Here is a 14,065-nt window from a genome sequence, read left to right as displayed (position 1 = left end):
CTGGCCCGTCTGCTTCACTGCCATCGCGATTCCCTCAGACCGTCCACCTCAGAGAATCACAATCAGCGAATTACGCAACAGGCCCGCAAGGGGAGAAGGAAAGAGGTGTCGCTACAGCAGCCCCGCCTGCTCGGCCTCGCGGCGCAGATTCTGGCGTGGCCTTGGGCCGATCTGCTGGATGACCAGCCCGGCGGCCAGCGAGCCGAGATCACCGCACTGCTTCAGGCCGCGGCCTTGCGTGTAGCCGTAGAGGAAGCCGGCGGCGTAGAGGTCGCCGGCGCCTGTCGTGTCGACCAGCTCGCGAATCCCGGTCGCCTCGATGGTGACGGTCTCGTCGCGGCGCACGATGACCGAGCCCTTTTCCGAACGGGTGACAATGGCGATCTTGCAGTCCCTGCGGATGTGCGCCAGCGCCTCGTCGAAGGACGCGGTCTGGTAGAGCGACTTGATCTCGTGGCTGTTGGCAAAGACGATATCCACGGTGCCGGAGCGCATCAGGTCGAGGAATTCGTCGCGGTAACGGTCGACGCAGAACGAGTCCGACAATGTCATCGATACTTCGCGCCCGGCGGCATGGGCGAACTTCGCCGTCTGCCGGAACGCTTCCTTGGCGCGCGGCGGGTCCCACAGATAGCCCTCGAAATAGGTGACGGCGGCGCCCGACGCCTTGTCGGCCTCAACATCCTCCGGGCCGAGCTCGACGCAGGCGCCGAGATAGGTGTTCATCGAGCGCTCGCCGTCCGGCGTGACGAAGATCATCGAGCGCGCCGTCGGCGGTTCGCCATCGAGCGGTTTTGTGTCGAAGGCGACGCCCTGGGCATGCATGTCATGCGCGTAGATTTTGCCGAGCGCGTCGTTGGAGACCTTGCCGAAGAAAGCGGCGCGACCGCCGAAGGAGGCGACGCCCGCCGCCGTGTTGCCGGCGCTGCCGCCCGAGGCTTCAATGGCCGGGCCCATGCGGCTGTAGAGCAGTTCGGCGCGCCTCGTGTCGATCAAATTCATCGCGCCCTTGATGATGCCGTTGGTCTCCAGGAACGCCTCATCGCACTGGGCGATGATGTCGACGATGGCATTTCCGATACAAAGCACGTCATAGTCCGGCATCAATTCATGTCTCCGCCAAAAACCCACCGGCTTTCTGCCATGCCGGGCGCGGGCGGGTCTAGCGGTTTGATGCGGCTTTGCCTAGTCGACAATGCGGCGATCCGACGAATGTCAGCATAGCCACCATCGTTGGATGGCGGCCGAAGCATTTCTCGCGTGCCTGGCTTACAAGCATGGCTGAGATGAGCGATGCCCAGAGGTCCCCGCCGGCCATGTCTATGAAAACCGACACGAGGATCGAGCTGGTGCTGCTCGTCGTGTTGGCAGTGCTCTGGGGTGCATCCTACAGCTTCATCAAGATCGGCGTTGCGACGATCCCGCCGGTGACGCTGATCGCCGCGCGAACCCTGATCGCGGGTGGCATCCTGCTTGCCCTGATCCGCTGGCGCGGGCTGACCTTGCCGGGTGATGCCACAAGCTGGCGCCGGTTTGCATTCCAGGCATGCCTCAACAGCGTCGTGCCGTTCACGCTGATCGCTTGGGCCGAGCGCTCGCTGGATGCCGGGCTGGCCACGATCCTGAATGCGACCTCGCCGATCTTTACCTTCTTGCTGACCGCCCTCATCACCCGCCACGAACCGTCGACCATGCGCAAGCTGTTTGGCGTCGCGGCGGGAATAGCCGGAATATGCCTCGTTGTCGGCGCCCCGGCGCTTGGCGGCCTCGGACAGCAATTGTTACCGCAACTTGCCGTGATCGCGGCGACGATCTGCTATGCCGGCGCGGCCGTTTTCGGCCGCGGCTTCAGGGGGCTCGACCCGATGGTGCCGGCCGCCGGTTCGATGCTCTGCGGCGCCGCGATGCTGATCCCCTTGAGCCTTGCGTTCGACCAGCCATGGACCTTGGCGCCGTCGACAGCTTCGATCCTTGCGCTGCTCGGGCTTTCGGTGTTTTCAACCGCGCTGGCCTTTTGCATCTATTTCCGTCTCCTCCACACGCTGGGCTCCGTCGGCACCACCTCGCAAGCCTATCTGCGGGTGCCGATCGGCGTTGCTATCGGAGCCGTGTTCCTTGGCGAAAGCCTTGGTCCGAGCGCGTGGTGGGGAATGGCCCTGGTCGTCGTCGGCGTGGCGGCGATGACCATTCCCCAGGCGAAGGTCGCGCGCTAGGGCACTTGCGGCCTGCGCTGTCGCCGCCTATTCCGGAGATCTCAGCCACGAGCACGTTTGACATGGAATTGGAAACGCCGTGATCCTCGACGCCGCCCGCGCCGCCTTGAGCCGGCTGTTCTCGCCCGAATTCCGTTCCGTGTTCGTGAAGACGCTGGGGCTGACCTTGCTGGCGCTGGCGGCACTTTGGTTCGGGATCAAGGGCCTGTTCGACTGGCTGGCCTGGCCATGGATCGATGCATGGCTGCCCAGCCTGCCCTCCTGGGCCGGATGGCTGGGCGCCGTCGTCGCCGGCATCGGCCTTGCGCTGGGCTTGGCGCTGCTCATCGCGCCGGTGACGGCGATCATCGCCGGCCTGTTCCTCGACGACGTCGCCGAAGTCGTCGAGCGCACCGACTATCCCAACGATCCGCCCGGCCGCGCAGTGCCGGCGCTGCGCTCGCTGGTGCTGGCGATCAGGTTCTTCGGCGTCGTCATCCTCGGCAACATCGTCGCCCTGCTGCTTCTGCTGGTGCCAGGCATCAATATCGCCGCCTTCTTCGTCGTCAACGGTTATCTGCTCGGGCGCGAGTTCTTCGAGTTCGCCGCCATGCGCTTTCGCCCGGAGGCCGAGGCCAAGGCGCTGCGCAGGAAGCACGCGGTCACCGTGTTCCTGGCCGGGCTGGTTGTCGCCGCCTTCCTCGCCGTGCCGCTGCTCAACCTTCTGACGCCGCTGTTCGCCGCCGCCTTGATGGTGCACCTGCACAAGGCGATCTCGGCGCGGGATGATGCTTAGCGCAGCAGAAAGCCGCGCCCCAGTTCGTCGTCGTCCTCGACAATGAATTCGGCCCGCCCTGAGTAGTAAGCGCGGCCGCCGACGCGGGCGATGATGGCGTCATGCGGCCCGGCTTTGGCCGTGCGTACGACCGCGCCGGAAAAGCGCGAGCCGGCGATGCTCTCGAACAGCCGTGTCCGGCCAATCTCGATCTGGCCCTTGGCGTGCATGGCCGCCAGCCGCGCGGTGACGCCCGAGCCGGTCGGCGAACGGTCGACCTCGGCTTCGGCGAAAACGCAGATGTTTTTGGTCGGCGTATCGGAGATCGCATCCTGTCCGTCGGTCAGGATGGTGCCGTAGAGAAAGGCGAGATCGGCATGGTCGGGATGCGACAGCGGCAATTCGGCCTTGAGCTTATTGGTCAGCGCCGTCGCTGCATCGACGAAATCGCGCACCCGGTTCCTGCCGAATTCCAGCCCGAACTGGCGGCAGTCGGCCAGCGCATAGAAGGCGCCGCCATAGGCGATGTCGAAGCCGACTGCGCCGTAGCCCGGCAGCTCGATCCGCTGGTCGCGGGCAAACAGAAACGCCGGCACGCTTTCGAATGACACCGCACCGGCCTTGCCATCCCTTACCTCGACCGCAGCCGAAATCAGCCCGCATGGCGCCTCGATGTTGACCGTCGTCAGCGGCTCGCGTGGCGCCACCAGCCGCTCGTCGACGGCATAGCGGCCGAGCGCGACGATGGCGTGGCCGCACATCGTCGAATAGCCCTCATTGTGCATGAACAGCACCGCGAGGTCGGCGCCCGGCAGGTCAGGCTCCACCAGCAGCGCGCCATACATGTCGTAATGGCCGCGCGGCTCGAACATCAGGATCTTTCTGAGATGATCGAGATGGTCGCGCACATAGGCACGCCTTTCGAGAATCGTGCCCTTGGGAATGTCGGGGTAGCCGCCGGTGACGATCCGCAGTGGCTCGCCGCCGGTGTGCATGTCGACGACGGTGAGCGTCATTCGCCGGGGCCTACCTAGGCTGAAGATTTGGCAAACAGCGCCTGCAGCTTGCCGAACGGCATGGCGGCGCGGGTGAAGCCGAACGTGCCGTCCTGCTGGATCTCGCGCGCCGCGGTCTCCAGCATGCCGAAGGCGAAATTGGTGAGCCATGGGCCGAGCGAGACGCGCTTTACCCCCGCCATGGCCAGGTCGGCGATGGTGAAGCCAGGCCTGGCCATGACGTTGACCGGCCTGGTCAGCGCCGAGCAGACGGTCCGCACCGTCTCGATGTCGCTCAGCCCTGGTGCATAGAGCACGTCGGCGCCGGCTTTCTCGAACGCCTGCAGCCGCTTGATCGTATCGTCGAGGTCGGGCTTGCCCCACAGGAAATTCTCGGCCCGCGCGGTGAAGACGAAATCGCGTTTCAGCGCCCGTGCCGCTTCCGCCGCCGCCGCGACGCGCTCGACCGCATGCGAAAAATCATAGATCGGCTTGTCGGGCTCGCCGGTATGGTCCTCGATCGAGCAGCCGGCGAGGCCAGCCGCCTCGGCGGCGAAGATCGTCTCGCCGGCACTTGTCGCGCTGTCGCCCTTGCCCTTTTCGAGATCCGCCGAAACCGGCAGCCCGGTCGCCGCCGACACTTCACGGCAATGGTGGATCATCGCCTCGAACGTCACCGCGCCATCGGGCAGGCCGCGCGAAAAGGCAAAACCGGCGCTGGTCGTCGCCAGCGCCTTGAAGCCGAACGAGGCCAAAAGCTTGGTCGTGCCGACGTCCCAGGAATTGGCCATGACGAAGATCGAGGCATGCAGGTCGCGAAAAATCTTGCCCTTATCCATGGATGCTCCCCTCCAGTGCAGAATGTGAGGCAAATTCTAGCCCGGCGGAACGCGCCGGGCAAACAAATGCGGTTGGCTCAGAAGCGTTTGGCGTTCTCTTCTGCCAATCGGTCCAGCGCGTCGGAATCCTTGACGTAGTGCGAAGCGTTTTTGTCCCAATGATAGGTGACGGAAATGTTGCGCGAAGACGCCGCTGGCGGCTGCTGGCCGTCGCAGCTTTCTTCGCCCGGTACCGTCGCGTCGGTCACCGTAACCTTGATGGCTGCATAGGGCTGGCCGTCAGCAATCGCCTGGAACGCCGCATTCTGCGTCCTTCGGTTGGTGCAGAGGTTTTCGTCGAACGTATAGATCATGTCGATCAGCTCGAACCTGTCGCTGCGGACCATGATCAGCGGCGTGATCCCATAGCCCTGACTCGAATTGAAATGCGTGCTCATGCTGATGATGGCGTCGTCACCAGGCCCGATCGGCAGCTTGCCCGGATCGCGAAGATAGGTGATGCGGTCGACAGCGACATTGACCGCGTCGAGCAGGGCCGGCTTGCCGGTGATGTCGTAGAGTGCCAGCACCGCATAGCCCTCGGCACTGTCAGGCGAGTCGCCGAGGTCGAACAGCATGGTCAGCCGCTCCTTGCCGCCGGCCTTGATGCCGAGCACGCCGGCGTTGGAAAGACCCGACGTCGCCGGCGGCGAGCCGTCGTAGTCCGGACCAGCGATGTGGCGCATCTCGATCGGCATCGAACCCCGGAAAAAGCCGTCCTTGTCCGCGGCCAGATCGGGAATGACCATCCTGGCGAGATCGAGATAGGTGACATCGCCGTGGCCGGAGACGGCGCTGCCGAGCTCCGGGAAGCTGACGGCCTCCGCTCTGCCCGTCCAAAGACAAGGCAGCAGCAGGCAGGCAAAGATGAAACGAAGCAGGGAGAAGGTCATGCGCGCGCTCGTTATGTCGGGCGCGCGCAAGCTAGAGCATTTTGCGGCCAAGGGGAAACACCTGGCGTTGCCTCACTATGTTGGCTTGGCTTGGCTCGCCAGGGTCTGCTGGAAAACCGGCACCAGGTGATCCATGGCGGCTGCGAGCCACGCGCCGAGTTCGTCGGGCAGAGTGTCATGGATCCAGACCAGGCGGCTCCGGCCCTCGCCCTCGGCAAAGACCTGCATGGAAGTGTTATCGTGGGTGACCTCGTCGCCGAGCCATCCCCACACGATCCGCCGGCTCTGCTCGTCGCGAGCGATGAGCCGCTCTCGCACAATCTTGCCGTCGGCGAACATAAGGGCCCGCACGTCGCCCTCCTCCACCCGGCAGTCGACGAAAACGCCTGGGGCTATCCGTTGGGCGCCGCCGGCGAAGTCGCCGACCGTCGCCCATACGCTTTCCGGTGGAGCATCTACGATGATTTCCCTGACTATCGAAGCCATGTTCACTTTTCCTCCGCTGGTGGGTAGACCTGTCTGTCTACATATGGATGTATACAGACCTGTCTGCTATATAGTCAAGGCATGTCCGCAGCCCGAATCAACGATCGTCCAGAAAGTCTTGCGCGCCGTCGTATCCTCGATACGGCGACCGCGCTGTTTTCTCTGGAGGGGGTGCGCGCAGTCGGCATCGACCGCATCATCGCCGAGGCCGGCGTTGCCAAGGCGACGTTCTATCATCACTTCGCGGCCAAGGACGATCTCGTCCGCGCTTACATCGAGGAGCTCAGCAAGGGGGGACGGGCGGCGATCGCGAAGCTTGACCGGCGGCCGCCTCGCCAGATGATCCTTGCCATATTCGATCTCATCGCCGACGCGGCGGATCAGCCGGGCTACCGCGGCTGCCCCTTCCAGAACGCCGCTGCCGAATACCCCGATCCCAGCAGCCCGGTTCGCCAGGCGATCGATAAGCATCGTCACTGGAAGTGGGGCATCCTAAGGGATCTGCTGATCGCGGACGCAAATCGCGATCCGGACCGCACTGCGGACGCGCTAACGGCGGCGGCCGACGGCCTCCTTGTCGTCAGTCATCTCGACAGGCCGGCCAATCTGCGCAGTCTCATACGCGACACGGTCGACCGAGTACTTGGAGCGTCACGCCCGGTCTGAGATCGAGCGCGTACAGCCTGCGCAAAGGCGATTAGTGGATCGGCACCAGCCCGGCCAGTTCACGCATGTCGTCGAACAGGATGCCGCCGGCTTCGCTCAGTCCGTCGCGGTCGGAAAGCGGGTCGCCGTGATAGGAATAGACGCGCATGCCGGCGGCGATGCCGGCTGCCGTCCCGGCGACGCTGTCCTCGATGACGATGCAATCGGCGGGCGCGAAGCCCATCGTCGCTGCCGCATGCAGGAAGAGGTCGGGGAACGGCTTACCACGCGAGACCATGGTCGAGCTGAACAGCGCATGCTCAAACAGCGGCAGCAGCCCGGTCTGACCGAGTGTGATGTGCATTTTCGATACCCGTGCCGACGAGGCGACGCAGGTGGCGATGCCGGCGGCGTGCACGGTTTCGATGAACTCGCGAACGTAGGGGATGGCCTCGACGCCATGCGCGAACAGGTCCGGCAGGCCGGCGTTCCAGCGCTCGACAAAATCGGCGCCGAGGCTGACGCCGGTCGCCTCGACTTCCTTCTGCACCGAGACCATGCTGCGGCCGGAGAAATTCTTGCGGCAATATTCGAAGCTGGCCGGAAAGCCTGCCGCGCTCAACCATTCGGCGAGGCGCCGGTTGGCCAGGTTCTCGGTGTCGACCAGAACCCCGTCGCAATCGAAGATGACGAGCTTGGGGATCTTCATTTCGCCGCGCTCATCAGGCCGTGCCGGTCGATCCGAAGCCACCGGAGCCGCGCGTTGTGCCGCCGGCCAATGTGCGCTCCTCGACGGTCGCCTGCGTCACCGGGGCGAAGACGATCTGGGCAATCCGCATGCCGCGCGTTACCGCGAAATCCTCGTCGCCGAGATTGATCAGCAGCACCTTGACCTCGCCGCGATAGTCGCTGTCGATGGTGCCGGGCGTGTTGAGGCAGGTGAGCCCATGCTTGAAGGCGAGGCCCGAACGCGGCCGGACCTGGCCTTCGACGCCCTCGGGAATTTCCAGGACCAGGCCGGTCGGCACCAGCGCGCGCTTTCCCGGCAGGATTAAGAGCGGCCTGTCGTCCGGGACGGCGGCGCGCAGGTCCATGCCGGCGGCGCCCGAGCTCTCATAGGCGGGAAGCGGCAATCCCTCGCCATGCGGCAGCCTGACGAAGCCGACAGCCGGACCGATGACGGAGGTGGGATAAAGTGCTGCGCGCATAAGGCTGATCCTATCGTCGCGAACGCCGGTCCAGTCAACTCGGCGACAATGCTATCAACGGCTTTCTTTCAGCGCAGTTCCGCCTCAGCGCAGTTCCATCGGAACGATCGTGGTCTCCTTGATCTCTTCCATGACGAACGAGGCCGAAACGTCCGACAACGCCACCTTGGCGATCAACCGCTGATAGAGCCGGTCATAGGCTTTGACGTCGGCGACACGGGCGCGCAAGACATAGTCGAGATCGCCGGACATGCGGTAGGCGCCGGTGATCTCGGCAAAGCCGGTCACCGCCGCCCGGAATTTTTGCAGCCAGTCGGGATCGTGATTCGAGGTGCGGATCAGGATGAACACGGAAAGGCCGAGCCCGAGCTTGTCGGCGTCGACCAGCGCCACGCGGCCGGTGATGACGCCGTCTTCCTCCAGCCGCTTGACCCGGCGCCAGCAGGCATTGCGCGACAGCGATATTCTTGCCGAGAGCTGGTCGACGGACAGCGTGCCGTCGCGCTGCAGCTCGGCCAGCAATCTCCGGTCTATTTCGTCGATTTCCGGCGTCATGTGGGATGTTTGTCCCAAAATTCAGCCTTTCACAAGGACAATTTGGGACCGATGAACCGAACACCCATGCCAGGATATTCATCGTCGGCTCTTCATGCTGGCAGGAGGGACCGACATGACCGCACGGCTCGCAAGACTTTTCACCTCTCACCCGGCTGCGGTCGGCGAGAGTTATTTCGGCCATATGGCTTTCGCCGCATGGTTCTCGTCGCGATTGTTCATGGCGGCTTTTGCCGCGCTCATTCATGCTTTCTTGCCGTTTCTGTTCGAGACCACGGCAAGCGGCATCATCCGTGAGCTCTACGAGCGGACGCATAACAGGGGACGTTAGGCGCTATGTGCCGGTGGGCCGCCTATCTCGGCGAAGCCGTCTTTCTCGAAGACATCGTCACGGCGCCCACTCGCTGATCGCCCAGAGCCACTGCGCCCAGGAAGCCAAATCGCCGACCAATGGCGATGGTTTTGGCTTGGCCTGGTATGGCGACCGACCGGAGCCCGGCCTCTATCGCGACATCCTGCCGGCCTGGTCGGACCCCAATCTGAAAAGCCTGTGCCGGCAGATCAAGTCAGGCCTGTTCCTCGCCCATGTCCGTGCTTCGACCGGTGGCGCCACCAGCCGCATGAACTGTCATCCGTTCATTTCGGGCCGCTGGTCGTTCATGCACAATGGCCAGATCGGCGGCTTCGAAAAGATCCGTCGCGCGCTGGAGAATTCGCTCTCCGACGCCGCCTTCGACCAGCGTGAGGGCGCCACGGATTCGGAACTGTTCTTTCTGATGATGACCGAAGAGGACCTGGCAGGTGATCCGCAGGGCGCCGTATCGCGCGCCACCAGCCGCGTCATCGACGCCTCGCGCCGCGGCGGCTTCGAGCCGGCGCTGAAATTGACGGCGGCTTTTTCCGACGGACAATCGCTTTACGCGGTGCGCTATACGAGCGACGGCCACGCGCCGACGCTCTACACGTCCGCCTTCCGCAATGGCGGAGGCCGTTGCGTCGTGTCGGAACCCTTCGACCGCGACGGCAGCGACTGGCAGGCGATTCCGCCCTCGAGCTTCGTCACCATCGGCAGAGACGGCATGAGCATTCGTCCGTTTGTGCCCGCCGCGGCAAAGCTGGCGCTGGCCGTGTAGATTCCTCGCTACGCGTCGCAGGACAGCGTCGATTGCAACAGGCAGCGCAATTCCGATCAAGCACCGCCTGTCCTCGAATGCTGAACTCGGCTTGAAGACGCGCCGTTGCCCGCCATTTGGTGAGGCTGGCGCCGCTGGCAAGCCGGAGTATTGGTCATGGACCTCGCCTTTTCCTCCGCCACAGAATTGGTTGCCGCCATTCGTGACCGCAAGATTTCCGCTGTGGAAGCGCTGGACGCGCATCTGGCGCAGATCGACAGGCACAATGAGGCGGTCAATGCCGTCGTAACCCTCGATCGGGAAGGTGCGCGGCAGCGCGCCGGCAAGGCCGACGAAGCGCAGGCGCGCGGCGAAGCCCTTGGGCCGCTGCACGGCGTGCCGTTCACACTGAAGGACACGCACGAAACCGCGGGCATGAGAACCACTGTCGGCTTCCCGGCCTTCGCCGACTATGCCGCGAGGGCAGACAGTCCAGTCGTTGCACGGCTGAAGGCGGCAGGCGGCATATTGGTGGGCAAGACGAACGTGGCGACAATGCTTAGTGACTGGCAGTCGAGCAATCCGCTGTTCGGCCGTACCGGCAATCCTTGGGACCTCCAGCGCACCGCCGGCGGCTCCAGTGGCGGTGCGGCGGCGGCGCTCAGCGCTGGAATGACGCCGTTCGAGGTCGGCACCGACATGCAGGATTCGATCCGGCTGCCCGCTGCCTTTTGCGGCGTCTACGGCCTCAAGCCGACCGAGCACCGCGTCTCGCTCGCCGGCGCCTTCCCCGATCCAGGCGGCGCGCCGCGCAGCGTCCGGCGGATCTCCTGCCTCGGACCGATGGCGCGCAGCGTCGAAGACCTGGTACTGATCTACCGCCTCATTGCCGGGCCGGATGGAAGCGACACCGACCTTGCGCCGGTACCGGTCGAAAGCATGCCGGAGTTGGATCTCAGGAATTTGCGCATCGCCATCGCGCCGTCCTTTCCGGGCTTTCCGGTGGTCGGCGAGATCAGCGCGGTGGTCGAAAGTCTGGCAAAAGAGCTTCAGGCCGCGGGCGCCATCGTCGAGGAAGCCAAATTGCCGGAGCTCGACCTGCACGACGACCTGGAGCAGGGCGGCGTCCTGATCGGCATGATGCTGGAGGCGGCGCAGCCCGAACCACCGGAGAAGCCGACGCCGGTCTCGCGCTGGTTCGAGGCGCTCGCCCGCCGCGACCGCTCCATCCTGGCGTGGGATCGGTTCTTCGACGGTTGCGACGCCTTGCTGTGCCCGGTCGCAATGGTCACCGCCTTCCCGCATTGCGAGCCGGGAACGCCGATCGAGGTCGACGATAGCGAGCAAAGCTACTGGATGCTGCCGGCCTATGGCGCGGTGTTCAACTACAGCGGCCATCCCGCACTGTCGCTGCCCCGCGGACAGGACAGCAATGGCCTGCCCATCGGACTACAGCTTGTTGGCAAACGCTGGTCGGAGTCGCGCCTGCTCGGGATCGCCAGGGCAATCGAGCCGCTGGCCGGCGGCTTTCGCCGCCCGCCCGGTTATTGAGTAAACCGCGCCAGCCCGTAGGGATCAAGCAGCGGATCGCGATCGCCGTCGAGGATCTCGCGGGCGGCGAACAGGCCGACGGCCGGTGCCAGCGTGATGCCGGAATGCATAACGGCGACGTAGACGCCGCCCGCGCCTTCGGCGCGGCCGATGATCGGAAAGCCGTCGACCGGCGTCGGCCGGTAGCCAATGGTGTGGAAATCGAGTTCCAGCCCATCTGCGCCGCGCAGCATGGCCTTCATCGCGGCAAACAGGTCGCGGGCGGTCGCCGCGGCATCCATGCCGGGATCGGCGCCGCCGAAATCCGAGCCGGCGATGATGCGGCCTTCCGCGGTCTGGCGCATATGCAGTCGGTCGCCGATCATCAGGCCGTTGAGCAGCTTTTGGTAGGGGCGCGAATGCACGATCAGGCCGGGCGGTGTCCCGATCGGCAGTTCTATCCCGGCTGTTGCCGCTAGTGCCGGAGAGCCGGCTCCGGCCGCGATCACCACCTCGTCGGCAACAATCCGCCCGGCGGATGTGTCGACACCGGAGACCTGGCCGTTGGCCCGCACAAGCGCGGTCGCGGTAACTCCTGTCAGCAGCCGCGCGCCGCGCCGTTCGGCGTCGGCCAGCAGTGCTTGCGTGGCGGCGACCGGCTCGGCGACACCTTCCTCGGCGACATAAAGGGCGAAATCGGGAAGTTCGGTCAGATTGGGCTCGATGCGCGCAGCTCCGGCACGGTCGACACGCTCGATGCCGTAGCCCCAGGCGGAGTGCTCGGCCGCATAGGCCTCAAGTTCGGGACGTGGCAGGTCCCAGCACAGGCCGCCGCACCATTGCAACGGGATGCCGGGCACCTCGTTCGCCAGTCGCGTCCATTCGGCCATCGACCGAATGCGCAGCCGGAAATAGGGCTCCGGATTGCCCCAGCTGGCATTGATCCAGGCAAAGGAATTCGGCGTCGCGACGCCGCCGGCGCCGCTGCCGGCAATGACCGTCACCTTTGCTCCGGCCTTGGTCAGGTGCCAAGCGATGGAGGCGCCCATGATGCCGGCGCCGGTGACAATCACTTCTTTCGCCTCTGTCATGCTTCACTCCTCGTTCCAACGCCACCACCGCGATGCCATTGCCCGTGGGTTCTGCCAAGAGCGCGCGGTATCAAATATGCTTCTTGACTTTAATACGTACGTACGTATTGTATCGATATGGCCAGACATTCGCTTCGCGAAAAACTTCTCGACGCCGGTTTCAAAACCATCTGGAATTCCGGCTATTCGTCCGCCGGCGTACGCGACATCGTCGCCGCGGCCGATGCCCGCCCGGGGTCCTTCACCAATCATTTTGCCTCCAAGGAGGCGTTCACCGGCGAGGTGCTGGACCGCTATTTCGCCTATGTGAGCGGCTTGGTGGAGCAGGCCCTCGCCCGAGACGGCACGCCCCCGGTCGGGCGCTTGCGCCGCTATCTCGAAATCATCACGTCGAAGCTGGAGGCGCATGATTGGGCACGGGGCTGCATGATCGGCAATCTCAGCCTCGAGACGGCGGCTCAGAGTGAGGCGCTGAGGCTGCAACTCGTCGCCATTTTCGAACGCTGGCGTAAGCCCTTTGCCGAATGCATCGCCGAAGGCCAGGCGGCCGGCGATATCACCGACGCGTTCGATGCCGAGGATCTCGCCGATTTCCTTTTGAGTTCCTGGCAAGGCGCGATGCTGCGCATGAAGGTGGAGCGCAGTCCCGAACCGCTCGAGCGTTTCAAGAATATCGTCTTCAAAACAGTCTTCGCAAAAGGGAGCTGATCCGATGAACCCGAAACTTGAAAAGCTGGAAGCCCGCCCAATGGTGCCGCGCTCGCAAGTCGCGGTACTCGATTCAACCATGTCCTATGTGGAGGCAGGCACTGCCGGTCCGACGGTGCTCTTCCTGCACGGCAACCCGACGTCGTCCTACATCTGGCGAGACATCATCCCGCATGTGGCGTCGTTCGGCCGCTGCATAGCGCCCGACCTGATCGGCTATGGCCAGTCCGGCAAGCCGGACATCGACTATCGCTTCTTCGACCACGTCCGGTATCTCGATGCTTTCCTTGAGGCGCTTGGCGTCGCCGACATGGTGGTCGTCGCGCAGGACTGGGGCACCGCACTCGCCTTCCATCTCGCGGCCCGGCGGCCGCAGCGGATCCTCGGACTCGCCTTCATGGAATTCATCCGCCCCTTCGAGAGCTGGGACGATTTCCACCAGCGTCCGCAGGCGCGCGAATTGTTCAAGGCAATGCGCACGCCTGGCGTCGGTGAGAAGCTTGTCTTGGAAGACAACGTCTTCGTCGAAAGGGTGCTGCCGGCCGCTGTGCTGCGCACGATGAGCGATGAGGAAATGGCCGCCTACCGGGCGCCCTTCCCGACACCGCAATCGCGCAAGCCGGTCCTGCGGCTGCCGCGCGACCTGCCGATCGAAGGCCAGCCTGCCGATGTCACCGCCATCAGTGAGCACGACCATTGGGCGCTCCGGGCTTCCTCCTACCCGAAGCTGCTTTTCTCAGGCGATCCCGGCGCCCTCGTCTCGCCGCAGGCGGCCCGGGAATTCGCGGCTGGGCTGAAGAATTGCCGCCTGATCGATCTCGGACCCGGCGCGCATTATCTGCAGGAGGACCATGCCGACAAGATCGGCACCGCAATTGCCGAGTGGATTCCCGAGATAGCCACTGAGAGCCGTGCGACCGAACCGGCCTGACGCCGGAGCATGGCCACTGCCGCCGGAGAGGTCGACAGCTCTGCACTCCGCTGCTAGAAGCCCGGC

At 64.6% G+C, this 14,065-nt stretch carries 16 protein-coding genes and 1 pseudogene; 8 read left to right on the top strand and 9 right to left on the bottom strand.

Going from position 1 to position 14,065, the window contains the following annotated elements; genetic code table 11:
* Positions 1 to 111 precede the first annotated feature (111 nt).
* On the bottom strand, positions 112 to 1,104 hold the full coding sequence (locus NKJ93_RS24585; protein WP_352496642.1) for an adenosine kinase: 993 nt from the start codon (positions 1,102 to 1,104) through the stop codon (positions 112 to 114).
* A 218-nt stretch (positions 1,105 to 1,322) separates the two neighbouring features.
* On the opposite strand from NKJ93_RS24585, the gene NKJ93_RS24580 reads away from it, so the two are divergent.
* Complete coding sequence (locus tag NKJ93_RS24580; protein ID WP_502895895.1) at positions 1,323 to 2,213, top strand: DMT family transporter; 891 nt, start codon at positions 1,323 to 1,325, stop codon at positions 2,211 to 2,213.
* 79 nt (positions 2,214 to 2,292) lie between these two features.
* Positions 2,293 to 2,988: a sulfate transporter family protein gene (locus NKJ93_RS24575; protein ID WP_352496644.1), complete on the top strand. Its 696-nt coding sequence runs from the start codon at positions 2,293 to 2,295 to the stop codon at positions 2,986 to 2,988.
* Here NKJ93_RS24575 and NKJ93_RS24570 read toward each other — a convergent pair.
* The 4 genes from NKJ93_RS24570 to NKJ93_RS24555 all read right to left on the bottom strand — a co-directional run bounded on the left by NKJ93_RS24570 (position 2,985) and on the right by NKJ93_RS24555 (position 6,219).
* Positions 2,985 to 3,983: a proline racemase family protein gene (locus NKJ93_RS24570; protein WP_352496645.1), complete on the bottom strand. Its 999-nt coding sequence runs from the start codon at positions 3,981 to 3,983 to the stop codon at positions 2,985 to 2,987. The genes NKJ93_RS24575 and NKJ93_RS24570 overlap by 4 nt on opposite strands.
* Before the next feature lie 14 nt (positions 3,984 to 3,997).
* Positions 3,998 to 4,801: an isocitrate lyase/PEP mutase family protein gene (locus tag NKJ93_RS24565; RefSeq protein WP_352484928.1), complete on the bottom strand. Its 804-nt coding sequence runs from the start codon at positions 4,799 to 4,801 to the stop codon at positions 3,998 to 4,000.
* Between the two features lie 77 nt (positions 4,802 to 4,878).
* Entirely contained in the window at positions 4,879 to 5,733 is an 855-nt protein-coding gene (locus NKJ93_RS24560; protein ID WP_352496646.1) for a hypothetical protein, read from the bottom strand.
* A gap of 75 nt (positions 5,734 to 5,808) precedes the next feature.
* Positions 5,809 to 6,219, bottom strand: a complete 411-nt coding sequence (locus tag NKJ93_RS24555) for an SRPBCC family protein (RefSeq protein WP_352484931.1) — start codon at positions 6,217 to 6,219, stop codon at positions 5,809 to 5,811.
* 81 nt (positions 6,220 to 6,300) lie between these two features.
* On the opposite strand from NKJ93_RS24555, the gene NKJ93_RS24550 reads away from it, so the two are divergent.
* Positions 6,301 to 6,885, top strand: coding sequence for a TetR/AcrR family transcriptional regulator (locus tag NKJ93_RS24550; protein ID WP_352496647.1), 585 nt, complete (start codon positions 6,301 to 6,303; stop codon positions 6,883 to 6,885).
* 31 nt (positions 6,886 to 6,916) lie between these two features.
* Here NKJ93_RS24550 and NKJ93_RS24545 read toward each other — a convergent pair whose 3' ends face one another.
* The 3 genes from NKJ93_RS24545 to NKJ93_RS24535 form a co-directional block, all read right to left on the bottom strand.
* Positions 6,917 to 7,573 (bottom strand): HAD family hydrolase, encoded by a 657-nt coding sequence (locus NKJ93_RS24545; protein ID WP_352484934.1) that lies wholly within the window; start codon positions 7,571 to 7,573, stop codon positions 6,917 to 6,919.
* A gap of 13 nt (positions 7,574 to 7,586) precedes the next feature.
* Positions 7,587 to 8,072, bottom strand: coding sequence for a dUTP diphosphatase (dut, locus tag NKJ93_RS24540; RefSeq protein WP_023717930.1), 486 nt, complete (start codon positions 8,070 to 8,072; stop codon positions 7,587 to 7,589).
* 84 nt (positions 8,073 to 8,156) lie between these two features.
* Positions 8,157 to 8,627, bottom strand: a complete 471-nt coding sequence (locus NKJ93_RS24535) for an Lrp/AsnC family transcriptional regulator (protein WP_023717931.1) — start codon at positions 8,625 to 8,627, stop codon at positions 8,157 to 8,159.
* A 115-nt stretch (positions 8,628 to 8,742) separates the two neighbouring features.
* Between NKJ93_RS24535 and NKJ93_RS24530 the strand changes: the two genes are divergently transcribed.
* From NKJ93_RS24530 to NKJ93_RS24520, 3 genes and pseudogenes are all read left to right on the top strand, one after another.
* Entirely contained in the window at positions 8,743 to 8,958 is a 216-nt protein-coding gene (locus tag NKJ93_RS24530; protein ID WP_023717932.1) for a DUF6356 family protein, read from the top strand.
* A 5-nt stretch (positions 8,959 to 8,963) separates the two neighbouring features.
* Positions 8,964 to 9,760: pseudogene (locus NKJ93_RS24525) on the top strand (class II glutamine amidotransferase).
* Between the two features lie 156 nt (positions 9,761 to 9,916).
* A complete protein-coding gene (locus tag NKJ93_RS24520) occupies positions 9,917 to 11,290 on the top strand; it encodes an amidase (RefSeq protein ID WP_023717934.1) in 1,374 nt (457 codons plus the stop codon).
* On the opposite strand, the gene NKJ93_RS24515 is transcribed toward NKJ93_RS24520, so the two are convergent.
* A complete protein-coding gene (locus NKJ93_RS24515; protein WP_352591641.1) occupies positions 11,284 to 12,360 on the bottom strand; it encodes an NAD(P)/FAD-dependent oxidoreductase in 1,077 nt (358 codons plus the stop codon). The genes NKJ93_RS24520 and NKJ93_RS24515 overlap by 7 nt on opposite strands.
* Positions 12,361 to 12,477: 117 nt before the next feature.
* Here NKJ93_RS24515 and NKJ93_RS24510 point away from each other — a divergent pair, with 117 nt between their 5' ends.
* Both NKJ93_RS24510 and NKJ93_RS24505 read left to right on the top strand, forming a co-directional pair.
* Positions 12,478 to 13,068: a TetR/AcrR family transcriptional regulator gene (locus NKJ93_RS24510; RefSeq protein WP_352591638.1), complete on the top strand. Its 591-nt coding sequence runs from the start codon at positions 12,478 to 12,480 to the stop codon at positions 13,066 to 13,068.
* Positions 13,069 to 13,072: 4 nt separating this feature from the next.
* On the top strand, positions 13,073 to 13,999 hold the full coding sequence (locus NKJ93_RS24505; protein WP_352591635.1) for a haloalkane dehalogenase: 927 nt from the start codon (positions 13,073 to 13,075) through the stop codon (positions 13,997 to 13,999).
* Positions 14,000 to 14,065: the final 66 nt, after the last annotated feature.

The sequence above is a fragment of the Mesorhizobium sp. M0028 genome, assembly GCF_040323855.1.
Taxonomy (GTDB): Bacteria; Pseudomonadota; Alphaproteobacteria; order Rhizobiales; family Rhizobiaceae; genus Mesorhizobium.
The sequence above is the reverse complement of the archived record's forward strand: the minus strand, read 5'-3'. Positions and strand labels throughout refer to the sequence as shown.